The following is a 24,338-nucleotide window of genomic DNA, read 5'->3' on the forward strand; positions in this document are numbered from 1 at the left end:
TCAGAATGGTCTCTCCATTGTAGCATAAGGAGTGCCCCTTGAAAAGGAGAAGATCACGGGGAAGAGGGCGCCACGGCGTCCCGGACCGGCAGCAGGACAGAACGGCCCTTTATGGTCATCAGCTCCATGCGGATGCCGAATACATCCTCCACGGCCTGTTCCGTCAGTACTTGTCGGGGCGTCCCCTTGGCGTACAGCTGTCCGGCTTTCAGAAGGGCCAGCTCGTCGGCATACTCCACCGCCATGTTCAGGTCATGGAGGACGGCCACTACGGTGAGTCCCCGCTCCCGGGAGACCCGGCGCAGCAGGTCCATGATCTCGTACTGATACCGGAGATCCAGACTGCTGATGGGCTCATCCAGAAGCAGCACCTCCGGGGCCTGGGCCAGGGCCCGGGCGATGAGCACCCGCTGTCGCTCCCCGCCGCTGAGCTGGTGGAGGGGGCGGAAAGCCAGCTCTGCCAGACCAAGCTCCTCCAGCAGGGAGGAGACCTCGTTCACATCGGCGGGGGAGGCCCGGTGGCCCATGTGGGGGAGGCGGCCGGAGAGGACGGTTTCGAAAACGTTGAGTCCCGCTCTGACCTGGGTATTTTGGGGGACGTAGCCGTAGATCCGGGCCCGCTCCCGCATGGTGAGACGGCCGGTGTCCACACCACGCCACAGCACCCGGCCTTCGCTTGGCCGGAGCAGGTGGTTGACACATTTGAGCAGGGTGGTCTTTCCGGCGCCGTTTGACCCCAGCAGAGCGCAGAAACGGCCCTCCTCCACAGAAAGACAGATGCTGTGGAAGACGGGGTGCTGCCGGTAAGAGAAGGAGAGCCCGGAGAGTTCCAAAGCGCTCATGCTCTGCCCCACCTCTCTCTCAGAATGAGGTACAGGAAGAGGGGAACCCCCACGTATGAGACGACGATCCCCACCGGCAGGGTGGTGGGGGAGAAGGCCACCCGCCCCACGGTGTCGGCGACGAGCACCAGAATGGACCCGCACAGGGCGGAGAAGGGGAGGAGATACCGGTGGTCTCCCCCCATGAGGAAGCGGGCAATATGGGGGGCCACCAGCCCCACAAAGCCGATGATGCCGGTGAAGCTGACCACGGAGGCGGTGAGAAAGGCCACGCCCACGCCCAGGACCAGGCGGGTGTTGCGCACGTGGACCCCCAGGGCGGCGGCGCTCTCGTCGCCGTTGGAGGACATGAGGTTCATGGCCCAGGCCCGGGAGGCGAAGAGAGGGTAGACCACTGCCAGGAAGAGGGCCATGATGGCGACGTCCCACCAGCTGCCGCCGGTGAGACTGCCGAAGGTCCAGTGGATGATGGCGGGGAGCTGCTGCTCGTTGGCGATGTACTGCATGCTGGAGTTGACGGCACTGAAGAGGTAGTTGAGGGCGATGCCGGTGAGGACCAGGGTCTCCGGCCCAAGGCCCCGCAGGGAGGAGATGCCGTAGACCAGCGCGGCGCACAGCATGGTCATGATAAAGGCCGCCAGGACCATGGCGCTCTCCTGGAGATAGACCGGGAAGCCGCCGAAGAGGACCACCAGCGCCGCGCCCAGGGCGGCGGCGTTGGAGAGGCCGGTGGTGAAGGGACTGGCCATGGCGTTTCCCGTGATGGCCTGCATTACGGTGCCGGTGCAGCCCAATCCGGCCCCGGCCACCACCGCCATGGCCACCCGTGGCAGCCGCAGCATCAGCAGGACGTTTTGTTCCGTCTCCGTGAGGGGGGCGCTCCCCAGAAGGGGGCGCAGGGGCGGCAGCCAGGTGGCGAGCAGTCGGCCGGGGGTCAGGTCGGCCACCCCCATGCAGCAGGCGGCCAGGGCGGCGGCCAGGAGCAGCAGGACTGCCAGGCACAGCCATAGCCGTTTCCGGGCCCTCAGGGCCAGATAGCGGCCGCTGAGGGCGGCGGTCCGCTCCTCCGGCTCAGGCGGCCGCATCCTGGGCGGGCATATGGTAGTAGTGGGGGGCGTTGGGGGTAAAGCCCTGATAGGCCATCCACTGGGTGAAGATGGCGTCCGGGTCCAGCTCGGTCATCAGGTCGGGATAGAGCCACTTGGCCATGTAGGCCGCGCCGATCATCTTGCCCAGACCGCCGCTCATAAAGGCGGTGTTGAGGTAGAAATTGCCCTCCTTCACCGCGGTCAGGTCGCTCCAGCCCTCCCGCTTGAGCATCTCCTCCGCCTTGGTGGCGAACTCCTCCTGGGGCGGGGCGGTAAAGACGCCGCTGTTGCCCACCACCTCGCCGGCGTAGATCTTCACGATGAGGTCGGGATCGGCCAGGAGGATCTGCTCCGGGTCGATGTCCTTGCCGGCCAGGGAGGCGTCACCGAAGATGTTCTCGCCGCCGGCCATGAGGATCATGTTGTGCCAGCCGTCATTGGAGGTGCCGGGGATACAGGTGGTGTAGTCGCCGCCGTACTCCCAGTAGACCGTCTTGCGCTCTGTCACCTGCTGGAGCTGCTGGTTGATGTAGTCCACCGGACCCTGATAGAAGTCCACCAGTTCCTCGGCCTGCTCCTCCTTGCCGAAGAGGGTGCCGCACAGGCGGATCTGCTTGGGCACGTCGGAGTTGTCCCAGCCGGTGATGACCACCACCTGGATGCCGAAGGGCTCCAGGGCCTCGATGGACTCCTCCACCTTACCGTTTTTGGGCACGATCAGGACCTGGGGGGCCAGGGAGACGATCTTTTCATAGTCGTACTCGTCCTTGCCGAAGGTCTCATCCTCGCCGAACTGGGGCCAGTACACGCTGTCCTGGGAGGTGTAGATATCCACGCCCACCACGCAGTCTCCGGCGCCCACGGCCCGGATGAGCTCGTTGTTGTAGCGGTTGGCTACACAGGCCCGGGTGATGGGCAGCTCCAGCTCCAGCTCCCGGCCCAGATCGTCCACAAAGGTGGTGGTCTTGGTCTGCTCCGCCGTCTCGGAGGGGACAGGTGTGGTCTCGGCTGGGGCGGGAGATGCTGCGGGCTGGCCGGAGCAGCCGGCGCCCAGCAGCATCAGTGCGGCTAACAGGCCGCAGGCGGTGCGTTTCCACAGGTTTTTCATGGGATGCCTTCCTTTCTCTTCCCGTATGGGAAATAAAAAAATCCTGCCCTGAATTGCATACAGAGCAAGATCCTGAAAGTAAGGCAATTCCCCCTAACCCGGAAAATCTCCCCCGTATTGCAGTCTGGCAGGTCTCCTGACTTTCGGTTCATCCGCGTGGCCGCCTTCCCGTTTACACAGTGGCATATGGCCAGTTGTCGCCTTACACAGTAGTGGTAGCTGTGGGGGACTCTCACCCCGCTTCCCTTTTCAGAGCGCATTGCTCCACCAGACGCAGCATATTCAGTTCAGCACGGCCAGTATAGCATATCTCCACTGGAAGCGCAATCCTTCTCGATGGGGCAACGGACAAATTTCTTGTATACTTTCCCTGTGGAATGTGGTATACTACGCGTAATGGGTCATTTTCCCCCGCCGCTCCAACGGTGGGGACGGACCGTCTTTTTATGGCTTTATGTGCTCCGGCACTGATTATAAGGCAAAAACAGGATAGGGCGTCGCGGCTTCCAGCGGGGGAGCGCTCTCTTTTTCCGGCGAGGCAGGGCCGGAAAGCGCGGAGCGGATCTCTGGCTTTGTTTTGCTGCGCCCCTGTGCCTGCATCCCTTCCATCCATCGACTGAAAAAAGGAGTGTAAGCATACTTTTATGGCAGAAAAACTGAAGATTATTTCTCTCGGCGGTCTCAACGAGATCGGCAAGAACCTGACGGTATATGAGTACGGCGGCGACATCATCGTGGTGGACGTGGGTATGGGTTTCCCCGACGACGATATGTACGGCATCGACGTGGTCATCCCCGACTTCACCTACCTCATCAAGAACCAGGACAAGATCCGGGGCATCTTCCTCACCCACGGCCACGAGGACCACATCGGTTCCATCCCCTATCTGCTGCGCAGCGTCAACGCCCCCATCTACGCCACCCGCATGACCGCCGGCCTGGTGAAGCTGAAGCTGGAGGAGCACCGGCTCCTGGACAAGACCAAGCTCATCACCTGCGAGGCCGGCGAGGTGGTCAAGGCGGGCAAGTTCTCCGTGGAGTTCATCCACGTCAACCACTCCATCGCTGACGCCGTGGCCTTCGCCATCAAGACCCCCATCGGCACCGTCATCCACACCGGCGACTTCAAGATCGACTCCACCCCCATCCAGGGCGGCATGATCGACCTGGCCCGGCTGGGAGAGCTGGGCAAGAAGGGGGTCCTGGCCCTGCTGTGCGACTCCACCAACGTGGAGCGGCCCGGCTACACCAAGAGCGAGCGGTGCGTGGGCGCCTCCTTCGACGCCCTCTTCCGGGGCTGCGACCAGCGCATCATCGTCACCACCTTCGCCTCCAACGTGGACCGCATCCAGCAGGTCATCTCGGTGGCCGCCAAGTACGGCCGGAAGGTGGCCGTCACCGGCCGGAGCATGGAGAACGCCCTGAGGGTCTCCACCGAGCTGGGCTATATGAACATCCCTGAGGGCACCCTGGTGGACGTCAACCACATCAAGAGCCTGCCCAAGAACAAGGTGTGCATCATCACCACCGGCAGCCAGGGCGAGACCATGTCCGCCCTCACCCGCATGGCCTTCTCCACCCACAAGCAGGTGGACATCCAGGCCGGCGACCGGGTCATCCTCTCCGCCTCCGCCATCCCCGGCAACGAGAACTCCATCGGCAACGTCATCAACGAGCTCTACCGCAAAGGGGCCGAGGTGGTCAACGAGCGGGCAGGGGAGCTTCACGTCTCCGGCCACGCCTGCCAGGATGAGCTGAAGATCATCCACGCCCTGGTCAAGCCCAAGTTCTTCATCCCCCTCCACGGCGAGCAGCGCCACCTGAAGATCCATGCCAAGCTGGCCCAGGAGATGGGCATGGACCCCCGGAACATCGTCATCAGTGACATCGGCAAGATCATCGAAGTCACCCACAACTCCATCAAGCTCAACGGCACTGTCCCCGCTGGCAAGGTCTTTGTGGACGGCTACGGCGTGGGCGACGTGGGCAGCGTGGTTCTTCGTGACCGGAAGCACCTGGCCGAGGACGGCATGATCGTGGTGGTCACCTCCATGTCCGGCGAGAACGGCGCCGTGGTCTCCGGCCCCGACATCATTACCCGCGGCTTCGTCTATGTCAAGGAGTCCGAGGGGCTCATGGAGGAGCTGCGCCGGGTGGCTGTGGAGGCCCTGGAGCGCTGCGAGCGCACCCACACCACCGACTGGTCCGCCATCAAGGGCGAGATCAAGAGCGACCTGTCTGGCTTCCTCTACAAAAAGACCAAGCGCAACCCCATGATCCTGCCTGTCATCATGGAGGTCTGAGGACCAATCGAAATGAAAAAGGACCGCTGTTCGAGAGAACGGCGGTCCTTTTTTGCGTACTTTTCCGGGGAGGGAGCGAGGAAAAAACCGGAAAGTTGCATTGACGTTGGTATCGAAATGGTGCTATGATACATGCACGATATAGAACATATGTTCTATATAAAATCAGCGGGGCGGTTTCTGAGTGGTACCACTTTTGGCGGTACGGAGAGAGGAGATGAGGAGCTTTTTTACTTCCACACACTGTGCACAAAGATGGAGAAAATTCTGTTTTCTGTTCCACTTTTACCTCTTGTCAGAAAGATAGAAAGGGGAGACAGTGGGGGTGGATTCGCTTTTCTGCGGAAAAACCGCGCCGGTTGCGGCGCGCCACCGGCGCACCGCCAAGAGCCGGCTTTCGAATCCACCTTCGCAAAAGAAAAACGGCAACCCCTGACGGGGTCACCGCAGATGAAAAGCCGCCCGCAGGGCGGCCACCAAACCGCAACCCAGCGTAGCGGTTGCGGTTTGGAGAGGAGGAGCAAGGAAGCGGGCGGATGACGCTTTTTCATGCAAAGCATAAAAAAGCGTCGGAGCAAAGCGAACTTTGCTCCGACGTGGTGGAGGAGGGTGGATTCGAACCACCGAAGTCGACGACAACAGATTTACAGTCTGCCCCCTTTGGCCACTCGGGAACTCCTCCATATGAAGTTGTGGAGCTGGTGGACGGATTCGAACCCCCGACCTGCTGATTACAAATCAGCTGCTCTACCAGCTGAGCTACACCAGCAGATGAGATGTGCGCTCGTCCGCAGCGACGTTTATTCTAGCAGAAAGGAGGCTGATTGTCAACAGGTAAAAGAAAAAAACGTGCAACTTTTTTGGGGAGGAGCATGACGAGGAGAGGGAGGACCCGGGCGTACCCGCTGCGGGACGTCCAGCGCGCCAGGCCGGCGGCCTACTGCCGGCGCTGCGGCGGGGAGCTGTACCGGTATGACCCCGTTCTCTGGGAGAACGGCGGCCGCCTGTGTCCGGCCTGTGCCGCAGAACAACAAGGGTTGGAGGACGAGAGAGCAAACGATGACACTGATTGAGATTTCCGTCGAATATCGGGCCCAGGCAACGGTTCTCCGGCAACGCCTGAGGGAACTCCAGGCGCAGCTGCCGGAGCTGGACCCTGACCAGAGGAGCACCATGGAGGGTAGAATCCGCATGCTCACGGTCATGTGGCGGGAGGCCAGGGATCTGGCCGTCCTGTGTGAACGCTACTATGACAGGGGGTATCGCCGCAATGGCAAATACACGTTATAAGCGGGGCCTGAGTTACGCCGCCGACATGGCGGTCTATACCAGAGAGATGGCGGCCGACAACGTCCAGCAGCTGGACAAGCTCAAGGAAAATCTGGCCAAGGCGCTGCGGCAGGACGTCACCGCCCGCCAGCGGCAGTTTCTGCTGCTCTACTACGGGCAGGGCCTGAACATGCGTCAGATCGGCGAGCAGATGGGGGTGAACAAGTCCACGGTCTCCCGCACCATCAAGCGGGGGGAGGCCCGGCTCCGGCGGTGCCTGCGTTACAGCGACGGGCGGCTGCTGGAGGAAGAGACAGGTCCTGAATCGCGCCCAAAATCAGAACGTACAGGGTGAGGGCCGGCGCCCGGAGGGGCTTCCGGGCATATGGAAGTCAGGAAATGGAACAGGATTTCTACCCTTTTCTACGAGGGCTAAGATTGTCTTTTCCGCTCGAATTTGCTATACTGATAAAGTATGTATGTTGGTATGCAAGAGGGGGCGGAAGTGTGGAACTGAATATGTCAATGAAGCAGACCCAGACGCTGTCACCGCAGATGATGCAGTCGATGGAGATTCTGCAGATGGGCTCCCAGGAACTTCTGGAGTACATTGAAAACCAGGTTCAGGAAAACCCGGTGCTGGAGATGGAGGAGAAGTACGGCAGTCAGGATGAGGCCTCGGTGCTCCAGCGGAAGCTGGAGTGGCTGGAGTCCACCGACACCCAGAACCGGGTCTATCATCAGCAGGACACGGAGGACGATGGGAAGGACCCCATCTCCAACTACGGCAACGCCGATGAGACGGAGGAAAACCTCTATTTGTATGTGCTCTCTCAGCTCCAGGTCATGGAGCTCTCCCCAGAAGTGCTTGCGGCAGGGCGCTTTCTGGTGGAGTCTCTCAACCAGAACGGCTGGCTGGACGAGCCTCTGGAAGATCTGGCCACTCAGATGGAGCAGCCCATGGAGGTGGTGGAAAAGGCCCTGGCGGTGGTCCAGAGTCTGGAGCCCGCCGGCGTGGGCGCCCGGAACCTCTCCGAGTGTCTGGTGCTCCAGCTCCAGCGGCGGCACGAGGACAACGCCCTGGCCATCCAGATCGCCAAGGACCACCTGGAGGCCCTGAGCAAGAACCGGTATGGCCTCATCGCCAAGACACTAGGCGTGACCCAGGAGGAGGTCCACGCCGCCTGCGAGGTCATCCGAAGCCTCAATCCCCGGCCGGGCAGCGGCTTTGCCGCCCGGGAGAACCTCACCTATATCAATCCTGACATCTTTGTGGTCAACTTCCCCGACCACTTTGAGATCCTCACCAACGACTATTTCTTCCCGTCCCTGAACGTGAGCAGCTACTACTGCCGCATGCTCAAGGACAGCGAGGACAGCGAGGTGAAGGAGTACCTCATGGGGAAGGTGCGGCAGGCCAAGTGGGTGGTGCGCTCCATCGAGCAGCGCCGGTCTACGCTCCTCCAGTGCGCCGAGCACATCCTGGAGCTCCAGGAGGACTTCTTCCGCCACGGGCCCGGCCACCTCAAGCCCATGTCCCTGGCCGACATCGCCCAGCGGGTAGGGGTCCACGAGTCCACCGTCTCCCGGACGGGAAAGGACAAGTACATCCAGTGCGCCAGCGGGGTCTACCCCCTGAGCTACTTCTTCTCCCGGAGCCTGGGGGGGAGCGCCGATGCCTCCTCGCCCGACGCCGCCAAGGCCCTCCTCAAAAAGCTCATCGCCGGGGAGGACAAGAAGAAGCCCCTCTCCGACCAGAAGCTCTGCGAGCTCATGAGTCGGGAGGGCTGCGAGCTCTCCCGCCGCACCGTGGCCAAGTACCGGGACGAGCTGGGCATCCCCAGCACCACCGGACGGAAGCAGTACGAGTGACGGGAGAACATACACACAAGGAGCGTTTTGACACATGGACTACAAGGCAGTGATCTTTGACTTTGACTACACTCTGGGGGACGCCACCGACGCCATCTATGCCGGCTTCAAAGCGGGTATGACCGCTATGGGACACCCGATCCCCGACCGGGAGACCGTCCGGCACACCGTGGGTATGGTGCTGGAGGACGCCTACACCCTCCTCACCGGAGACGACAGCCAGGCTGGCCGAAACACCTTCCGGTCAGAGTTCTCCAAGGTGGCCCGGCCCATGCAGGCGGCGGGCACCCCCCTGTGCCCCGGCGCCAAGGAGCTGCTGCTGGCCCTGGAAAAGGCGGGGGTCCCCACCGCCGTGGTGAGCACCAAGCACACCGGCACCCTGCGGGACATCTTCGCCGGCCACGGCCTGGCGGAGAAGTTCGCCTTCATCGTGGGGGGCGATATGGTCAGCCGGAACAAGCCCGACCCGGAGGGGCTCAACACCGTCCTGGGAAAGCTGGGCGTGGCGCCCGGGGAGGCCCTCTACTGCGGTGACACCGTCATCGATGCCAAGACCGCAGCGGCGGCGGGGACCGACTTCTGTGCCGTCCTCAACGGCACCACCCCGGCGGAGGATTTCCGGGACCTGCCCCACGTCCACATCGCCCCCGATCTCACCGATCTGCGGGCCTTCCTGGGTCTGTAAAGTCGGGCGGGAACCATACAAAACCGAATGTAAAGTCTGTGTGCGCCGGACCCGGCAAGAGGGGTCCGGCGCACACTGCTTTTTGCGGCTGTGGGAGAAATGTAAAGTAGAAAAAAGGAACAAAAAACCGTCCCGTGACCAATAGGCGGGAGAAAAATGGGGCAAAATAGACGAAAGAGGAAATGTAAAATCGGAGACGACGCAAGGATTTTACAAAAAACAGCGGGAAAAACGGACTTACAAAGACTTTACAGATCCGGGGAGGCAGACTTTACAAAAGGCCGGTATACTGATAGCCGTTCCAAGGGAAACTAAGAGATCAAACCCGAATACCAAATGGATTGGAGAATGAGATCATCATGAAGAAGACACTTGCTATGCTGCTCTCCGCGGCCCTCTGCGTGAGCCTGTTTGCCGGCTGCTCCGGCGGTTCCTCCAGCACCCCCGCCCCCGAGACCACCACCCCCGCCACCGAGTCTCAGACCGCTGAGGAGACCAAGCTCTCCGGCACCGTGGTGACCAACGGTTCCACCTCCATGGAGAGCGTCATGGGCTCCCTGATCGAGGCCTTCAAGGAGGTCCAGCCCGACGTGCAGGTCCAGTACACCGGCTCCGGCTCCGGCGCCGGCATCACCTCCGCCCAGCACGGCACCGCCGACATCGGTCTGGCCAGCCGTGACCTGAAGGACGACGAGACCGGCGTGAAGCAGATCACCGTAGCCAAGGACGGCATCGCCATCATTGTCAACCCTGAGAACCCCGTGGCCGACCTGAGCATCGAGCAGATCGCCCAGATCTTCACCGGCGAGATCACCAACTGGTCCGACCTGGGCGGCAACGACGGCCAGATCGTGCCCATCGGCCGTGAGGCCGGCTCCGGCACCCGTGACGGCTTCGAGTCCATCACCGGCACCGAGGACGCCTGCGTCTACCAGAACGAGCTGACCTCCACCGGTGAGGTCATCGCCAACGTGGCCTCCAACCCCAACGCCATCGGCTACGCCTCCCTGTCCGCCGTGGACGACACCGTGAAGGCCCTCACCGTGGGCGGTGTGGCTCCCTCCGAGGAGACCGTCCTGGACGGCACCTACGCCATCCAGCGTAACTTCAACTTCATCCTCAGCGACAGCACCGAGCTCTCCGATGCCGCCCAGGCCTTCGTTGACTGGGCCACCTCCACTGAGGCTTCCGACCTGATCGCCGGCGCGGGCGCTGTGCCCGTGGCCTAAACGGAACGCTCAGACCGGACTGAGACCGCCTGAACGAGAGCTCCCTCGGTCCGCGAGGGGGCTCTTTCCGTACGTCCAAAACTAGAGAAAGGCCGATATCCCCATGAAACAGAAGCTGCGCCCCATGGAAGTCTTTATGAACGCGGTGTTTTTCCTCTGCGGCCTCATCGCCGTGGTGTTCGTCCTCTTTATCAGCGTCTACCTCATCATCTCCGGCCTGCCCGCCATCAAAGAGATCGGGCTGGTGGAGTTCCTCTTCGGCACCAAGTGGGCCTCCACCGCCGCCGAGCCCTCCTTTGGCATCCTGCCCTTTATCCTCACCTCCATCTACGGCACCGCCGGCGCCATCGTGCTGGGCGTGCCGGTGGGCTTTATGACGGCGGTCTTTCTGGCCAAGGTGGCCCCTGCAAGGCTGGCCAGAGTGGTGCGCACCGCGGTGGATCTGTTGGCCGGCATCCCCTCTGTGGTCTACGGCCTCATCGGCATGATGGTGCTGGTGCCCGCCGTCCGTGAGCTCTTCAACCTGCCCGATGGCGCCAGCCTCTTCTGCGCCATCATCGTCCTGGCCATCATGATCCTGCCCTCCATCATCTCCGTCTCTGAGACCGCCCTCAAGGCGGTGCCCAAGGAGTATGAGGAGGCCTCCCTGGCCCTGGGCGCCACCCACATCGAGACCATCTTCCGGGTCAGCGTCCCGGCGGCCTCCAGCGGCATCGCTGCCTCCATCGTGTTGGGCATCGGCCGGGCCATCGGCGAGGCCATGGCCGTCATCATGGTGGCCGGCAACGTGGCCAATATGCCCACGCTCTTCTCCTCCGTCCGTTTCCTCACCACCGCCGTGGCCAGCGAGATGAGCTACGCCTCCGGCCTCCAGCGCCAGGCCCTCTTCTCCATCGCCCTGGTGCTCTTCCTCTTCATCATGCTCATCAACGTAGTCCTCAACTCTCTGCTCAAACGGAAGAAGGGGTGATATTCTGTGACTGAAATGAAGCCGCTTTCCGGCAGGAGAAAGCCCTATGATCTGGTGCTGCGCTTCCTGCTCTACTTCTGCGCAGTGCTCACCTGTGCCCTGCTGCTCTTCGTCATCGGCTATATCTTCGTCAAGGGCCTGCCCCATATCACCTGGTCCTTCCTCACCAGTGAGCCCAGCTATATCAAGGACACCATCGGCATCCTGCCCAACATCCTCAACACGGTGTATATCGTGGTGGTGACCCTGATCTTCATCCTGCCCCTGGGCGTGGGCGCCGCCGTCTACCTCACCGAGTACGCCCGCAACCGCCGGCTGGTGGCCGCCATCGAGTTTGCCACCGAGACCCTCACCGGCATCCCCTCCATCATCTTCGGCCTGGTGGGCATGCTCTTCTTCTGTCAGTTCCTGGGCCTGAAGGCCTCGCTGCTGGCGGGCTCCCTCACCCTGGTCATCATGACCCTGCCCACCATCGTCCGCACCACCCAGGAGGCCCTCAAGACGGTGCCCCAGTCCTACCGGGAGGGCGCCCTGGGCCTGGGTGCCGGCAAGTGGCACATGATCCGCACCGTGGTGCTGCCCTCCTCCATCGACGGCATCGTCACCGGGTGCATCCTCTCCATCGGCCGCATCGTGGGCGAGTCGGCCGCCCTCCTCTTCACCGCCGGCATGGGCATGAGCCTCAACAATTTCTTCTCCTCCATGGACAACTTCCTCCACTCCTCCGGCGCCAGCCTCACCGTGGCCCTCTACGTCTACGCCAAGGAGCGGGCGGAGTTCGACGTGGCCTTCGCCATCGCCGCCATCCTCATGCTCCTCACCCTCATCATCAACCTGACCGCCAACCTTCTGGGCCGGAAGCTCAAGAAGGCGCGGGGATAGGAGAAACAATATGGAACCCATCCTGACCGCCAAGGACCTGGACCTCTTCTACGGTCAGACCCAGGCCCTCAAGCATGTGAACATCGAGATCCCCGAGCGGCGGGTCACCGCCCTCATCGGCCCTTCGGGCTGCGGCAAATCCACCTTCCTCAAGACCCTGGACCGGATGAACGACCTGCTCCCCGGGGTCACCATCCAGGGCAGCGTCCGCTACCGCGGCCGGGAGATCTACTCCTCCGACGTGGACGTGACCTGGCTGCGCAAGCAGATCGGCATGGTCTTTCAGAAGCCCAACCCCTTCCCCATGTCCATCTACGACAACATCGCCTACGGCCCCCGCACCCACGGCATCCGCAGCAAGGCCAAGCTGGACGAGATCGTGGAAAAGTCCCTCCGGGGCGCCGCCATCTGGGACGAGGTGAAGGACCGGCTCAAGAAGTCGGCCATGGGCCTCTCCGGCGGCCAGCAGCAGCGCATCTGCATTGCCCGGGCCCTGGCCGTGGAGCCCGACGTCCTCCTGATGGACGAGGCCACCTCCGCCCTGGACCCCATCTCCACCTCCAAGATCGAGGACCTCATCGCCGATCTGAAGAACGACTATACCATCGTCATCGTCACCCACAACATGCAGCAGGCCACCCGTATCTCGGACAAGTGCGCCTTCTTCCTGCTGGGTGAGCTCATCGAGTTCGGCGACACGGAGCAGATGTTCTCCGTACCCAAGGACCAGCGCACCGAAGACTACATCACCGGGAGGTTTGGCTGATATGAGAAAGACCTTTGACGCGGAGCTCCTGGAGCTCAACGAATCCCTCACCGTCATGGCCCGGGTGGCCCAGGACGCCATCGACGTGGTCACCGAGAGCCTCTCCAGTGACGACGAGTCCACCGCCAAGGCGGCCATCGACATGACCTCCTCCATGGACCAGATGGAGCGGGACATCGAGAACCGCTGCCTCCAGCTCCTGCTGCGGCAGCAGCCGGTGGCCCGGGACCTGCGGGCCATCTCGGCGGCCATGAAGATGGTCACCGACCTCCAGCGCATCGGCGACCAGTGCGCCAACATCGCCGAGATCTCCCTCCTCCTCTCCAAGCAGGGGAACGTGAAGGTGCCCCAGGACATCGGCGTCATGTCGTGCAAAGCGGGGCTCATGCTCCGGCAGGCCATCGGCGCCTACACCGGCCGGGACCTGGAGACCGCCCACGCCGTCATCAACCTGGACGACGAGGTGGATGAGCTCTTCCAGCAGATCAAGAGCGAGCTCATCGAGGAGGTGGCCGAGAACAAGGACGAGGCCGACAGCTCCATCGACTTCATCATCATCGCCAAGTACCTGGAGCGCGTGGCCGACCACGCCGTGAACATCGCTCAGTGGGCCATCTTCTGCGTGACCGGCGAGCTGTAAGGCGGACCGGATGGGCTTGCAAGACCGGTCCCCAGGTGATATGCTGGGACTGGACAATGAGGCCCTGGGCGGCCGGCGGCCGCACCATCAGTACGACAGGAGGGTGTCCCCATGGCGGAGACCATCGTGATCATCGAAGACGATGAGAGCATCCGGGAGATGCTGCGCTATTATTTCCATTCCGTGGGCTACGAGGTGGCCTGCTTTGAGTCCGGGGAGGAGTACTTTGAAAAGGGCAAGGACTACAAGCCCTCCCTCTTCATTCTGGACATCATGCTGCCGGGCATGGACGGGCTGGAGATCCTCCGGCGCATCCGCACCGATACCCGGCTGGAGGACACGCCGGTGCTCATGCTCACCGCCCGCACCTCCGAAATGGATAAGGTAAAGGGTCTGGAGACGGGGGCGGACGACTATGTGGTCAAGCCCTTCGGCATCATGGAGCTCCAGGCCAGGGTAAAGGCCCTGCTGCGCAGGGCCGGCCGCCCCAGGGCGGAGAGCGTACTCACCTGCGGCGACCTGGAGATCGACCCCGCCGCCCGAGAGGTGCGGAAGAACGGGCAGCTGGTGGAGCTCACCTACAAGGAGTTCGAGCTGCTGCGGCTGCTGTGCGTCCACCGGGGCATGGTGCTCACCCGGGACGACATCCTCCAGGCGGTGTGGGACTACGACTTTGCCGGCGAGACCCGCACGGTGGACATGCACGTAAAGACCCTCCGTCAGAAGCTGGGGGAGGGCTATATCCAGACGGTGCGGGGCGTGGGCTACAAAATGGTCTGACCCGACCCTCGATTTTGGAGGAAGGTTTTCATGAAAAGACGTCTGACTACTTACTTTTTCCTCATTGCGGCCCTGGGCATCGCCCTCTCCAGCCTCTTTGGGGTGTGGGCCTACCGGGACCGGGAGATCTCGGCGGCCCGGCAGACCCTGGTGGAGCTGCTGGACCTGATGGACGCCCAGAACTACTACACCGATCCTGAGGCCTGGGCCGTCCAGCTCCAGGAGGCCGCCCCCGATAAGCGCCTCACCATCATCGCCCCCGACGGCACCGTCCTCTCCGACACCTACGGCCAGGTCACCGAAAACCACGCCGACCGGCCCGAGGTCATCTCCGCCATGGAGACCGGCTGGGGCGAGGCCGAGCGGAAAAGCGAGACCACCGGCGAGACCCTGCTCTACGAGGCCAAGCAGTTCACCGACGGCAACATCGGCCGCATCTCCATGCCCATCTCCTCCATCAACGCCCTCTTCTTCCAGGGCCTGGTGGGCTTCCTGGTGGCCGCCGCGGTGGCCCTGATCCTCACCCTGCTCCTGGCCCGGAAGCTGGCCCAGAAGACGGCACAGCCTCTGGAGGAGAAGGAGGAGGCCCTGGAGCAGGAGGGGGAGAAGCTCCAGATCGTCCGCAGCGAATTTGCCGCCAACGTCTCCCACGAGCTCAAGACCCCCCTCACCAGCATCAAGGGATTCACCGACATGATGAACTCGGGCATGGTGAAGGACCCGGAGGACCAGAAGCGCTTCATCTCCATGATCGGCGTGGAGGTGGACCGGCTCATCGAGCTCATCAACGACGTTTTAAAGATCTCCGAGCTGGAGTCGGTGGTCATGCCCCAGCCCGACGACCGGGCCGACGTGCTGGCCGTGGCGGAGGAGTGCAGGACCGCCCTGGAGCAGGCGGCCCAGGACGGCAAGATCACCGTGAACATCTCCGGCGACGACGCCCAGGTGGCCATGGCCCCCAGCCGGCTCCGGGAGCTCCTCACCAACCTGATGGAGAACGGCATCAAGTACAACGAGCCCGGCGGCCGGGTGGACGTCACCGTGAAGCGGGAGGCGGACAAGGTGGACATCGTGGTTAAGGACACCGGCATCGGCATCCCCAAGGAGAGCCAGGAGCGGGTCTTTGAGCGGTTCTACCGGGTGGACAAGGGCCGGACCCGCAAGACCGGCGGCACCGGTCTGGGCCTGGCCATCGTCAAGCACATCGTCCTCCTCTACGGCGGCACCATCTCCCTGGAGAGCACCCCCGGCAAGGGGAGCACTTTTACCATGACCTTCCGTCCCGCCGAGGAGAGCGCCAAGGTGGCACAGTAAATCAAACCTACGCTGCCCCCGCAGGAACACACCGTTCCTGCGGGGGCTTTTTTGTGTTGGTCCCGGATTTTTTATCCGGGGCCTATATTTTTGCTTTCTTTTGCCATACTAACCCCATCAAGGCAAGAAAAGAGGACGGGTATGGAACGATTTGCGATCCGGCCGGAGATCTGGTTCGGCCCGGGGGCGCTGGGCGCCCTGGAAAGGCTGGCGGGGAAGCGGGTGCTGCTGGTCACCGACGGCTTTCTCTCCTCCTCCGGCCTGGCCAAACGGGCCCTGGAGCGGCTCACCGGGCCGGTGGAGGTCTTTGACAAGGTGGAGCCCGACCCCTCCCTGAAGCTGGTGGCGGAGGGGGTGGCTGCCCTGGAGGGCTTTGGGCCCGATGCGGTGGTGGCCTTCGGCGGCGGCTCCCCCATGGACTGTGCCAAGGCCATGTGCTGGTTCTCCAAGGGCCGCCCGCCCCTGTGGTGCATCCCCACCACGGCGGGAACCGGCAGCGAGGTGACCTCCTTCGCCGTCCTCACCGACACCGAGCGGGGCATCAAATACCCCCTGGTGGAGGAGGGGCTTTTGGCGGAGACCGCCATCCTGGACCCCAGCCTCCTGGAAGGGGTGCCGCCCAAGGTCACCGCCGACACCGGTATGGACGTGCTCACCCACGCCGCCGAAGGCTTTGTGGCAAAGGGGAGCAGTCCCTTCTCAGACGCCCTGGCGGAAAAGGCCTTTGCCCTGGCCTATGAGCGGCTGCCCGCCGCCTTCGCCGGGGACCTGGGGGCCAAGGGGGACATGCTCCTGGCCTCCTGCATGGCGGGCATGGCCTTCAATGCCGCCGGGCTGGGGGTCTGCCACGCCATGGCCCACGCCCTGGGAGGGCGGTTCCACCTGCCTCACGGCCGGCTCAACGCTGTGCTGCTGCCCTCTGTGGTCCTCCGCAACGCCGGAGACCGTCGGGCGGCGGCCCGGTATGCCGCCCTGGCCAAGTTCTGCGGCCTGGCGGGCACTCCCAGGGCCCTCTCCGCCGCTCTGGCCCGATTGCGCGCCGCCCTCGGCCTCCCCGACCGGCTGCCTGTGGAGCCGGAGGAACTGAAGGCGGCTCTGGATGACCTGGCCGCCGCCGCTCTGGCCGACGGCTGCATGGCGGCCAACCCCTTACCCATGACGGCGGCGGAGGTCAAGGACCTGCTCGCCCGGGCCGGGGAACTGGGGGGACGGCCGTGAGGGAGACCCTGAAATCGGTGGGCATTGACATTGGCACATTGCCTCCCCAGGCTGCGGGGCAGCCTGGGGGCCCCTTTCTTAGACTTCACATCCTCGGGGCAAATGAATTGCCCCTGCGGAAAACCTCCGCAATGCTCCGATTTTACGGGCTGACGCCCGCCCCGCGCTGCGGGGACCCCGTGGTGGAGGTGCCGGAATGAGAGAAACACTTCGGTCGGTAGGCATTGACATCGGCACCTCCACCACACAGCTGGTGATTTCCCACCTGACTCTGGAAAACCGGGCCAGCCCCTTCACGGTGCCCCGGGTGGCCATCACGGAGCGGGAGATCGTCTACCGCAGCGCCATACACTTTACGCCACTCCTCTCGGATACCGTCATCGACGCCGATGGCGTCCGGTCCATCGTAGCGGAGGAGTACCAAAAGGCGGGGCTCCGCCGGGAGGAGGTGGAGACGGGGGCGGTCATCATCACCGGGGAAACCGCCCGGAAGGAGAACGCCCGGACCGTCCTGGCCGCCCTCTCGGAGTTTGCCGGGGACTTCGTGGTGGCCACCGCCGGACCCGACCTGGAATCCATCCTGGCCGCCCGGGGAGCGGGGGCGGATGAATACTCTAGGGAGCATCGGTGCAAGGTATTACACTTTGATATCGGCGGCGGCACCTCTAACCTGGCTCTCTACGACAATGGCGCCCTTCTGGACACCGACTGTCTGGACATCGGCGGGCGGCTTCTGAAGCTGGACCGGGAGGGCCGGGTAGTCTACCGCTCTCCGGTGCTGGCACCCTGGTCCGGTCTGGTGCCGGCCCTGGGGCAGCGGGTGGAGGCCGCCGACCTGGCCCCCCTCCTGGACGCCATGACGGAGGTGCTGGCGCGGGCCATTCCAAATGATGTAAAGGTCCTCTCCTTTTCAGGAGGAGTGGCCGACTGCATGTGGGCCCCACCGTCAGATTGGCGGGCCTTTGGGGACATCGGCCCTCTGCTGGGGCCCGCCCTCCGGCGGCGGCTGGAGGGGGCGGGCTATGAACTGGTCCGGGGCGCCGAAACCATCCGGGCCACGGTGGTGGGGGCGGGGGCCCACTCGGTGGAGGTCTCCGGCTCCACCATCCACTGCCGGGAGGTGGCCTTCCCCCTGAAAAATCTCCCCGTCCTTCGGCTCACCCAAGGAGAGGAGGCGGGGGACGCCCAGACCCTGGCGGCGGCGGTGGAGCGGAAGCTCAGGCGGTACGCCGACCAGGAGGGGTTATGCCAGGTGGCCCTGGCCCTCACCGGCGAGGTGTCGCCCCCCTACAAGCGGGTGGCCGAGCTGGCCCGGGGCCTGCGGGCGGGGCTTGAGCCCCTGCGGGGGGCGGGGTACTTTCCCGTGGTGGTGGTGGAGCGGGACATGGCCAAGGTCCTGGGCCAGGCCATGGGGGGCGAAGGTCCCCTGCTCTGCCTGGACGGGGTGAGCGTCAAAGAGGGGGACTACATCGACATCGGCGCCCCCGTGGCCGGGGGCAGCGTGCTGCCGGTGGTGGTGAAGACCCTGGCCTTTTCAAACAGTGTACCCGGCGGGGAAGGCCGGGAGAGGAGGAACCTATGATTTTAAAGACCAAGCTGCTGGGCCGCGTCTATGACTTCCACACAGTGCGGGAGGTCATGGCCAAGGCCAACGAGGAGAAGTCGGGGGACCGGCTGGCGGGCATCGCCGCCGAGAACGCCGAGGAGCGGGTGGCGGCCAAGGTGGTGCTCGCCAATCTGACCCTGGCCGACCTGCGCAATGCCCCTGCCGTCCCCTATGAGGAGGACGAGGTCACCCGCATCATTCAGGACGGTATCAACGAAAAGATCTTTGCCCAAATCCGCAGCTGGACCGTGGGGGAGCTGCGGGAGTGGCTGCTGGCCGAGGAAAATGACGGGGCGGCCATCCGGCGGCTCTCCCGGGGACTCACCAGCGAGATGGTGGCGGCAGTGGCCAAGCTCATGAGCAACCTTGATCTCATCTACGCCGCCAAAAAAATCCGGGTCACCGCCACCTGCAACACCACTATTGGCGAGCCGGGGACCCTGTCGGCCCGGCTCCAGCCCAACCACCCCACCGACGACCCCGACGGCATCCTGGCCTCGTTGCTGGAGGGTCTCACCTTCGGGGTGGGGGACGCGGTGCTGGGTCTCAACCCGGTGGACGACTCGGTGGAGAGCGTCACCCGGGTGCTGGAGCGGTTCCAGGAGGTGAAGGAGCGCTGGGCCATCCCCACCCAGACCTGCGTGCTGGCCCACGTCACCACCCAGATGGAGTGTATCCGCCGGGGAGCCCCCGCCGACCTCATCTTCCAGTCCATCGCCGGGAGCCAGAAGGGCAACGAGGCCTTCGGCTTCAACGCCGACACCATCGCCGAGGCCCGGGCGCTGGCCCTGAAGGAGGGCACCGCCACCGGCCCCAACGTCCTCTACTTTGAGACGGGCCAGGGCTCCGAGCTCTCCAGCGAGGCCCACAACGGCTGGGACCAGGTGACCATGGAGGCCCGGTGCTACGGCTTTGCCCGGCATTTTGCGCCCTTCCTGGTCAACACCGTGGTGGGCTTCATCGGCCCGGAGTACCTCTACAACTCCAAGCAGGTCATCCGGGCGGGGCTGGAGGACCACTTTATGGGCAAGCTCACCGGTGTTCCCATGGGCTGCGATGCCTGCTACACCAACCACATGAAGGCCGACCAGAACGACATCGAGGACCTGGCCGTCCTCCTCACTGCCGCCGGGTGCAACTATTTTATGGGCATCCCCCACGGCGACGACGTGATGCTCAACTACCAGACCACCGGCTACCACGAGACCGCCGCCCTGCGAGAGCTCTTCGGCCTCACCGCCATCAAACCCTTCCAGGACTGGCTGGAGAAGATGGGCTTTGTGGCGAACGGAAAGCTCACCCCCCTGGCCGGGGACGGCTCGGTGCTGCTGGCATAACAAGGAGGGTGAAACTCTGTGGCTGTAAATGAAAAAGAACTGCGGGCCCTGGTGGAGCGGATGGTAGCCGACCTGATGGGCCAGGCCCCCACCCCCCAGGTGAAGGGGTCCGACTATCACCCCATGGAGCCCGGCCCGGCAGCCGAGGGCGGGGAGCTCCAGGACATCGCCGCCATCGACCTGCGGCGGCTCTACCTGGTCAAAAACCCGAAAAACGGCCCCGCCTTCCTGGAACTGAAGGCCAAGACCCCCGCCCGGCTGGGCATGGGAAGGGCGGGGGCCCGGTACAAGACGGAAACCATGCTCCGCATGCGGTGCGACCACGCCGCTGCCCAGGATTCCGTCTTCTCCCACGTCAGCGACGACTTTGTGAAGGCCCAGGGCTATGTGCCTCTCCACACCCTGTGCAAGGACAAGGACGAGTACCTGACCCGGCCCGACAAGGGCCGCCGCTTTGACGAGGAACAGCAGGCCATCATCCAGAAGACCCTGGGCCATGCCCCCAAGGTGGCCCTGGTGGTGGGGGACGGCCTCAGCTCCGCCGCCATCGAGGCCAACGCCGCCGACTGTATGGAGGCCATCCGGGCGGGCCTGAAGAGCTACGGCATCGACGCCGGGCCCACCCTCTTTGTGAAGTACTGCCGGGTGGGTGCCTCCGACCACATCGGTGAGCTCACCGGGGCGGAGGTGGTGTGCATGCTGGTGGGGGAGCGGCCCGGCCTGGTGACGGCGGAGTCCATGTCGGCCTACCTCACCTACGGGGCCCACATCGGCATCCCGGAGTCCAAGCGGACCGTCATCTCCAATATCCACAGGCAGGGGACAACGGCGGTGGAGGCCGGCGCCCACATTGCGGAGCTCATCAAAACCATGCTGGAGAAAAAGGCCTCCGGCATCGAGCTGGCGAGAGGAGTGGGGGCATGACGGGAGATCTTCTCAAATGTAACGCTCTGGCCACCCGCACCATAGCCAATGTGTCCGAGTCCCTGGCGGAGAAGCTGGGTTTAAGGCCGGAGTTCCGGTCCATCGGCATCCTCACCGCCGACAGCGACGACGTGACCTACTGCGCCCTGGACGAGGCCACCAAGGCCGCCGCCGTGGAGGTGGTCTATGGCCGGAGCCTCTACGCCGGGGCGGCCAACGCCAACACCAAACTGGCGGGAGAGGTCATCGGCATCCTGGCCGGGCCCAACCCCTCCGAGGTGAAGAGCGGGCTCAGAACGGCGGTGGAGTTTTTTGAGAGCGGGGTGGGCTTCCGCTCCGCCAACGCCGACGACTCCATCGTCTATTTCGCCCACACCGTGTCCCGGACGGGGAGCTACCTCTCCAAGACCGCCGGGGTGCGGGAGGGGGAGGCCCTGGCCTACCTCATCGCGCCGCCCCTGGAGGCGGTGGTTGGGCTGGACGAGGCCATGAAGGTGGCGGATGTGACCCTGGCCGCCCTCTTTGAGCCACCCAGCGAGACCAACTTCGGCGGCGGGCTCCTCACCGGTACCCAGAGCGCCTGCAAGGCCGCCTGTGAGGCGTTTGCAGCGGCGGTGCTGGATATCGCCCAGCATCCCAGAGAACTGTAAGGACCGTAGGGGCGGCCTGTGGCCGCCCAAAGTCCGGAAGGAGGGAACCATTTGGATAAAGATCTACAATCCATCCAGGAGGTGCGAGACCTGGTGGGCAAGGCCAGGGAGGCCCAGCGGGCCCTGGCGGCCATGAGCCAGGCCGACCTGGACCGCATCACGGCGGCCATCTCCAAGGCGGGGGCGGAGCACGCCCAGCGGCTTGCCCAGATGGCGGTGGAGGAGACGGGCTACGGCAAGGCGGAGGACAAGGAGATCAAGAACCGCTTTGCCGCCCTCACCCTCTACGACGCCATCAAGGAGGAAAAGACCCACGGCATCCTGGCCCAGGACAAGGAGAAGCGGACCATCGACATCGGTGTGCCCGTGGGCGTCGTGGCGGGGCTGGTGCCCTCCACCAACCCCACCTCCACCGTCATCTACAAGGCCATGATCTGCATGAAGGCGGGCAACCCCATCATCTTCTCCCCCCACCCCAGCGCCATCAAATGTATCGGAGAGACGGTGAAGGTGGTCTCGGAAGCCGCCCGGCAGGCGGGGGCTCCCGAGGGGGCCATCGCCTGCATCGCCACCCCCACCCTGGAGGCCACCAGCGCCCTCATGAAGCACGACCACACCCGGCTCATCCTGGCCACCGGCGGCGCCGCCATGGTCAAGGCGGCCTACTCCTCCGGCACCCCGGCCATCGGCGTGGGAGCGGGCAACGGTCCGGTCTATATCCACCATACCGCAAACGTCGCCCAGGCGGTGAAGCGGATCCTGGACTCCAAGACCTTTGACAACGGCACCATCTGCGCCAGCGAGCAGTCCATCGTCACCACCCGGGCCATGGAGGGGGCGGTGTCGGAGGAGCTCAGACGCCAGGGGGCCTACCTCCTCAGCGACGAGGAGCACAAAAAGCTGTCCAAGTTCATCCTGCGTGCCAACGGCACCATGAACCCGGCCATCGTGGGCAAGAGCGTGGAGACGGTGGCCAAGCTGGCCGGGCTGGACAAGGTGCCCCCTTCCGCCCGGGTGCTGGTGGCCCGGGAGACGGGGGTGGGCTCCGGCTACCCCTACTCCAGCGAGAAACTGGGCCTCATCCTGGCCTACTATGTGGAGGCCGTTGAGGAGGCCGTCCTCCGGCGCTGCGTGGAGATCCTGGAGTGGGAGGGGGCGGGCCACACCTTCTCCATCCATGCCGAGGACGAGGCCGTGGTCAAGCGCTTTGCCCAGGCCGTCCCCGCCAGCCGGGTGCTGGTGAACACACCCTCCGCCCTGGGCGGCATCGGCGCCACCACCTGCCTCTTCCCCGCCCTCACCCTGGGGTGCGGCGCGGTGGGGGGCTCCTCCTCCTCCAACAACATCGGCCCTCTGGACCTCATCAACATCAAGCGGGTGGCCTGGGGCGTGAAGGAGCTGGAGGAGCTGCGGGGCGGCGCTGCCGCCGCCCCCTGGCAGAGTTCCGGGCGCCCGGCGGTAGACGACGCCCTCCTCCGGGAGCTGGTGGACCAGATCATCAGGAGGCTGACATGAGATGAGAGCAAAAAATACCGAAGGCCCGGAGCTGCCCGTCCCCCAGCCGGGGGAGGACCTACAGGACCGGGTCCAGACCGAGGGCATCATGTATGACCCCTCCGCCGACCTCCTGCGGGAGGCGGCGGTGGCCGCCAAGGGTGCGGATAAAGAGGAAAAGAAGCCCTCCGGGGCACGGCGGCAGAAAGCCCCGGCCAAGGAGGAACTGGCCAGCCTGGCCGCCGCCGTGAAGGGCGGCGGGGCGGTCAAGGAGACAGCGGACAAGGGGGAACACCCCCAACAGGAAAGGAGTACAAAGCAAATGGCAAACACGAACGCGCTGGGTATGGTGGAGACCAAGGGACTGGTGGGGGCCATTGAGGCGGCCGACGCCATGGTGAAGGCGGCCAACGTCCAGCTGGTGGGCAAGGAGCAGGTGGGCGGCGGTCTGGTGACCGTCATGGTCCGGGGAGACGTGGGGGCTGTGAAGGCGGCCACCGACGCTGGTGCCGCCGCCGCCGAGAAGGTGGGGGAGCTTATCTCCGTCCACGTCATTCCCCGCCCCCATGCCGAGGTGGACGGCATCCTGCCCCACAAAGCCGGGGAATTCGACCGGGAGGGCTAAGCCGTGGCCCTCTTGACGGAGGAGCGGGTCCGGCAGATGTCGGACAACGGCACCCGGGGGCCGGTGGTGGTCACCCGGGAGGATGTCCTCACCCCTTCCGCCCGGTCCTGGCTCCGGGAGCACCGGGTGGAGGTGGTCTACCCCCAGGGCAGGGGGGAGGAGGGCCCGGAGGGGGCGGGGAAGTACCGCACCCTCTTCGGGGCCGTTCTGACGGAGAAACCGGAGCACATGACCCACCTGAGGGGCAACATCCTGGTATTCAAGGACCACCCCCGTATCGCCTTCCGGGGCATGATCGACCTGCTGGAGGGGGAGATCGCCCTGTGCCAGCAGGTGTGCGTCCGGGAGGGGGTGCCCGCCCTGGCGGAGGAGCTGGAGGAGGTGCTGGACTTCGTCCGGCGCTTCATCCGCTTTGACGTGCTGGAGGAGCCGGTGGGGGAGGTGAAGCTCTGCGGCCTCACCCCGGCGGAGCTGCGGGAGCGGTCCCACTACCCAGAAAAATACTACGGCCAGGGCCACTTCCTCATCCGCTACACCGACTCCCCCGCCATCCTGGCAGTGAACAAGGTGCGCACGGTGGTCCGGCAGACGGAGCTTGCCGCTTACCGGGCCTTCCGGGACGAGAACGGCGGGGTGACCCGGGGAGATATCATCCTGGGCCTCAACCGGCTCTCCTCCCTGATGTGGATCATGATGATCAAGCTGAAGGCGGGCAAATACCAGACGGGCTGAGGAG

The 24,338-nt window shown here is 64.3% G+C and carries 24 protein-coding genes, 2 tRNA genes and 1 riboswitch; of the genes, 21 read left to right on the top strand and 5 right to left on the bottom strand.

What is annotated here, in order from left to right:
* Positions 1–53: 53 nt before the first annotated feature.
* Genes ACTNBK_RS01450 through ACTNBK_RS01460 form a run of 3 tightly spaced genes read right to left on the bottom strand, consistent with a single transcriptional unit; the run spans position 54 to position 3,038 of the window.
* Positions 54–842 carry an ABC transporter ATP-binding protein gene (locus ACTNBK_RS01450; protein WP_441142974.1) on the bottom strand — a complete coding sequence of 263 codons (789 nt, stop codon included), beginning with the start codon at positions 840–842 and terminating at the stop codon, positions 54–56.
* Complete coding sequence (locus ACTNBK_RS01455; protein ID WP_441142976.1) at positions 839–1,927, bottom strand: FecCD family ABC transporter permease; 1,089 nt, start codon at positions 1,925–1,927, stop codon at positions 839–841. The genes ACTNBK_RS01450 and ACTNBK_RS01455 overlap by 4 nt, the downstream gene beginning before the upstream one ends.
* Complete coding sequence (locus tag ACTNBK_RS01460; protein WP_441142978.1) at positions 1,914–3,038, bottom strand: ABC transporter substrate-binding protein; 1,125 nt, start codon at positions 3,036–3,038, stop codon at positions 1,914–1,916. Before ACTNBK_RS01460 ends, ACTNBK_RS01455 begins: the two co-directional genes overlap by 14 nt.
* A 108-nt stretch (positions 3,039–3,146) precedes the next feature.
* Positions 3,147–3,325, bottom strand: a riboswitch (cobalamin riboswitch).
* A gap of 357 nt (positions 3,326–3,682) precedes the next feature.
* Here ACTNBK_RS01460 and ACTNBK_RS01465 point away from each other — a divergent pair.
* Complete coding sequence (locus tag ACTNBK_RS01465; RefSeq protein ID WP_441142980.1) at positions 3,683–5,341, top strand: ribonuclease J; 1,659 nt, start codon at positions 3,683–3,685, stop codon at positions 5,339–5,341.
* 597 nt (positions 5,342–5,938) lie between these two features.
* On the opposite strand, the gene ACTNBK_RS01470 is transcribed toward ACTNBK_RS01465, so the two are convergent.
* Together ACTNBK_RS01470 and ACTNBK_RS01475 are read right to left on the bottom strand one after the other, a co-directional pair.
* Positions 5,939–6,023, bottom strand: a tRNA-Tyr gene (locus ACTNBK_RS01470).
* Between the two features lie 11 nt (positions 6,024–6,034).
* Positions 6,035–6,110: transfer RNA gene (locus ACTNBK_RS01475), tRNA-Thr, on the bottom strand.
* 103 nt (positions 6,111–6,213) lie between these two features.
* On the opposite strand from ACTNBK_RS01475, the gene ACTNBK_RS01480 reads away from it, so the two are divergent.
* From ACTNBK_RS01480 to ACTNBK_RS01575, 20 genes are all read left to right on the top strand, one after another.
* Entirely contained in the window at positions 6,214–6,414 is a 201-nt protein-coding gene (locus tag ACTNBK_RS01480) for a hypothetical protein (protein WP_441142982.1), read from the top strand.
* A complete protein-coding gene (locus ACTNBK_RS01485) occupies positions 6,401–6,631 on the top strand; it encodes a hypothetical protein (RefSeq protein ID WP_441142983.1) in 231 nt (76 codons plus the stop codon). Before ACTNBK_RS01480 ends, ACTNBK_RS01485 begins: the two co-directional genes overlap by 14 nt.
* Complete coding sequence (locus ACTNBK_RS01490; protein WP_441142985.1) at positions 6,612–6,965, top strand: sigma-70 family RNA polymerase sigma factor; 354 nt, start codon at positions 6,612–6,614, stop codon at positions 6,963–6,965. Before ACTNBK_RS01485 ends, ACTNBK_RS01490 begins: the two co-directional genes overlap by 20 nt.
* Before the next feature lie 152 nt (positions 6,966–7,117).
* On the top strand, positions 7,118–8,482 hold the full coding sequence (rpoN, locus tag ACTNBK_RS01495) for an RNA polymerase factor sigma-54 (RefSeq protein ID WP_441142987.1): 1,365 nt from the start codon (positions 7,118–7,120) through the stop codon (positions 8,480–8,482).
* Positions 8,483–8,516: 34 nt separating this feature from the next.
* On the top strand, positions 8,517–9,167 hold the full coding sequence (locus ACTNBK_RS01500; protein ID WP_441142989.1) for an HAD family hydrolase: 651 nt from the start codon (positions 8,517–8,519) through the stop codon (positions 9,165–9,167).
* A gap of 359 nt (positions 9,168–9,526) precedes the next feature.
* Positions 9,527–10,396 (top strand): phosphate ABC transporter substrate-binding protein PstS family protein, encoded by an 870-nt coding sequence (locus tag ACTNBK_RS01505; RefSeq protein ID WP_441142991.1) that lies wholly within the window; start codon positions 9,527–9,529, stop codon positions 10,394–10,396.
* A gap of 103 nt (positions 10,397–10,499) precedes the next feature.
* Complete coding sequence (pstC, locus tag ACTNBK_RS01510; protein ID WP_441142993.1) at positions 10,500–11,366, top strand: phosphate ABC transporter permease subunit PstC; 867 nt, start codon at positions 10,500–10,502, stop codon at positions 11,364–11,366.
* Between the two features lie 15 nt (positions 11,367–11,381).
* The gene (pstA, locus tag ACTNBK_RS01515; RefSeq protein ID WP_441143031.1) at positions 11,382–12,248 is read left to right on the top strand and encodes a phosphate ABC transporter permease PstA; all 867 of its coding nucleotides are present in this window, start codon (positions 11,382–11,384) and stop codon (positions 12,246–12,248) included.
* 10 nt (positions 12,249–12,258) lie between these two features.
* Positions 12,259–13,014, top strand: coding sequence for a phosphate ABC transporter ATP-binding protein PstB (gene pstB / locus ACTNBK_RS01520; protein ID WP_441142995.1), 756 nt, complete (start codon positions 12,259–12,261; stop codon positions 13,012–13,014).
* A gap of 1 nt (position 13,015) precedes the next feature.
* Positions 13,016–13,654, top strand: coding sequence for a phosphate signaling complex protein PhoU (gene phoU, locus ACTNBK_RS01525; RefSeq protein WP_441142997.1), 639 nt, complete (start codon positions 13,016–13,018; stop codon positions 13,652–13,654).
* 111 nt (positions 13,655–13,765) lie between these two features.
* Positions 13,766–14,434 carry a response regulator transcription factor gene (locus ACTNBK_RS01530; protein ID WP_441142998.1) on the top strand — a complete coding sequence of 223 codons (669 nt, stop codon included), beginning with the start codon at positions 13,766–13,768 and terminating at the stop codon, positions 14,432–14,434.
* Between the two features lie 30 nt (positions 14,435–14,464).
* The gene (locus ACTNBK_RS01535) at positions 14,465–15,748 is read left to right on the top strand and encodes an ATP-binding protein (protein ID WP_441142999.1); all 1,284 of its coding nucleotides are present in this window, start codon (positions 14,465–14,467) and stop codon (positions 15,746–15,748) included.
* 141 nt (positions 15,749–15,889) lie between these two features.
* Positions 15,890–16,966: an iron-containing alcohol dehydrogenase gene (locus tag ACTNBK_RS01540; RefSeq protein ID WP_441143001.1), complete on the top strand. Its 1,077-nt coding sequence runs from the start codon at positions 15,890–15,892 to the stop codon at positions 16,964–16,966.
* Positions 16,967–17,162: 196 nt separating this feature from the next.
* Positions 17,163–18,548 carry an ethanolamine ammonia-lyase reactivating factor EutA gene (locus ACTNBK_RS01545; protein ID WP_441143003.1) on the top strand — a complete coding sequence of 462 codons (1,386 nt, stop codon included), beginning with the start codon at positions 17,163–17,165 and terminating at the stop codon, positions 18,546–18,548.
* The gene (locus ACTNBK_RS01550) at positions 18,545–19,909 is read left to right on the top strand and encodes an ethanolamine ammonia-lyase subunit EutB (protein WP_441143005.1); all 1,365 of its coding nucleotides are present in this window, start codon (positions 18,545–18,547) and stop codon (positions 19,907–19,909) included. The genes ACTNBK_RS01545 and ACTNBK_RS01550 overlap by 4 nt, the downstream gene beginning before the upstream one ends.
* Before the next feature lie 60 nt (positions 19,910–19,969).
* A complete protein-coding gene (eutC, locus tag ACTNBK_RS01555) occupies positions 19,970–20,833 on the top strand; it encodes an ethanolamine ammonia-lyase subunit EutC (RefSeq protein ID WP_441143033.1) in 864 nt (287 codons plus the stop codon).
* On the top strand, positions 20,830–21,483 hold the full coding sequence (gene eutL, locus ACTNBK_RS01560; RefSeq protein WP_441143007.1) for an ethanolamine utilization microcompartment protein EutL: 654 nt from the start codon (positions 20,830–20,832) through the stop codon (positions 21,481–21,483). Before eutC ends, eutL begins: the two co-directional genes overlap by 4 nt.
* Positions 21,484–21,534: 51 nt before the next feature.
* Positions 21,535–22,998, top strand: a complete 1,464-nt coding sequence (locus ACTNBK_RS01565; RefSeq protein ID WP_441143009.1) for an acetaldehyde dehydrogenase (acetylating) — start codon at positions 21,535–21,537, stop codon at positions 22,996–22,998.
* 301 nt (positions 22,999–23,299) lie between these two features.
* Positions 23,300–23,602, top strand: coding sequence for a BMC domain-containing protein (locus ACTNBK_RS01570; protein ID WP_130849036.1), 303 nt, complete (start codon positions 23,300–23,302; stop codon positions 23,600–23,602).
* 3 nt (positions 23,603–23,605) lie between these two features.
* Entirely contained in the window at positions 23,606–24,334 is a 729-nt protein-coding gene (locus ACTNBK_RS01575; RefSeq protein WP_441143011.1) for an ATP-binding protein, read from the top strand.
* Positions 24,335–24,338: the final 4 nt, after the last annotated feature.

Source organism: Intestinimonas sp. HCP28S3_D6 (assembly GCF_052065695.1).
Classification (GTDB): Bacteria; Bacillota; Clostridia; order Oscillospirales; family Oscillospiraceae; genus Intestinimonas.

Bases quoted from the DNA above. Each gene is read 5' to 3' on its own strand.
- ACTNBK_RS01450 (WP_441142974.1), bottom strand. From the start codon at position 842: ATGAGCGCTTTGGAACTCTCCGGGCTCTCCTTCTCTTACCGGCAGCAC.
- ACTNBK_RS01455 (WP_441142976.1), bottom strand. From the start codon at position 1,927: ATGCGGCCGCCTGAGCCGGAGGAGCGGACCGCCGCCCTCAGCGGCCGC.
- ACTNBK_RS01460 (WP_441142978.1), bottom strand. From the start codon at position 3,038: ATGAAAAACCTGTGGAAACGCACCGCCTGCGGCCTGTTAGCCGCACTG.
- ACTNBK_RS01465 (WP_441142980.1), top strand. From the start codon at position 3,683: ATGGCAGAAAAACTGAAGATTATTTCTCTCGGCGGTCTCAACGAGATC.
- ACTNBK_RS01480 (WP_441142982.1), top strand. From the start codon at position 6,214: ATGACGAGGAGAGGGAGGACCCGGGCGTACCCGCTGCGGGACGTCCAG.
- ACTNBK_RS01485 (WP_441142983.1), top strand. From the start codon at position 6,401: ATGACACTGATTGAGATTTCCGTCGAATATCGGGCCCAGGCAACGGTT.
- ACTNBK_RS01490 (WP_441142985.1), top strand. From the start codon at position 6,612: ATGGCAAATACACGTTATAAGCGGGGCCTGAGTTACGCCGCCGACATG.
- ACTNBK_RS01500 (WP_441142989.1), top strand. From the start codon at position 8,517: ATGGACTACAAGGCAGTGATCTTTGACTTTGACTACACTCTGGGGGAC.
- ACTNBK_RS01505 (WP_441142991.1), top strand. From the start codon at position 9,527: ATGAAGAAGACACTTGCTATGCTGCTCTCCGCGGCCCTCTGCGTGAGC.
- pstC (WP_441142993.1), top strand. From the start codon at position 10,500: ATGAAACAGAAGCTGCGCCCCATGGAAGTCTTTATGAACGCGGTGTTT.
- pstA (WP_441143031.1), top strand. From the start codon at position 11,382: ATGAAGCCGCTTTCCGGCAGGAGAAAGCCCTATGATCTGGTGCTGCGC.
- pstB (WP_441142995.1), top strand. From the start codon at position 12,259: ATGGAACCCATCCTGACCGCCAAGGACCTGGACCTCTTCTACGGTCAG.
- phoU (WP_441142997.1), top strand. From the start codon at position 13,016: ATGAGAAAGACCTTTGACGCGGAGCTCCTGGAGCTCAACGAATCCCTC.
- ACTNBK_RS01530 (WP_441142998.1), top strand. From the start codon at position 13,766: ATGGCGGAGACCATCGTGATCATCGAAGACGATGAGAGCATCCGGGAG.
- ACTNBK_RS01535 (WP_441142999.1), top strand. From the start codon at position 14,465: ATGAAAAGACGTCTGACTACTTACTTTTTCCTCATTGCGGCCCTGGGC.
- ACTNBK_RS01540 (WP_441143001.1), top strand. From the start codon at position 15,890: ATGGAACGATTTGCGATCCGGCCGGAGATCTGGTTCGGCCCGGGGGCG.
- ACTNBK_RS01545 (WP_441143003.1), top strand. From the start codon at position 17,163: ATGAGAGAAACACTTCGGTCGGTAGGCATTGACATCGGCACCTCCACC.
- ACTNBK_RS01550 (WP_441143005.1), top strand. From the start codon at position 18,545: ATGATTTTAAAGACCAAGCTGCTGGGCCGCGTCTATGACTTCCACACA.
- eutC (WP_441143033.1), top strand. From the start codon at position 19,970: ATGGTAGCCGACCTGATGGGCCAGGCCCCCACCCCCCAGGTGAAGGGG.
- eutL (WP_441143007.1), top strand. From the start codon at position 20,830: ATGACGGGAGATCTTCTCAAATGTAACGCTCTGGCCACCCGCACCATA.
- ACTNBK_RS01570 (WP_130849036.1), top strand. From the start codon at position 23,300: ATGGCAAACACGAACGCGCTGGGTATGGTGGAGACCAAGGGACTGGTG.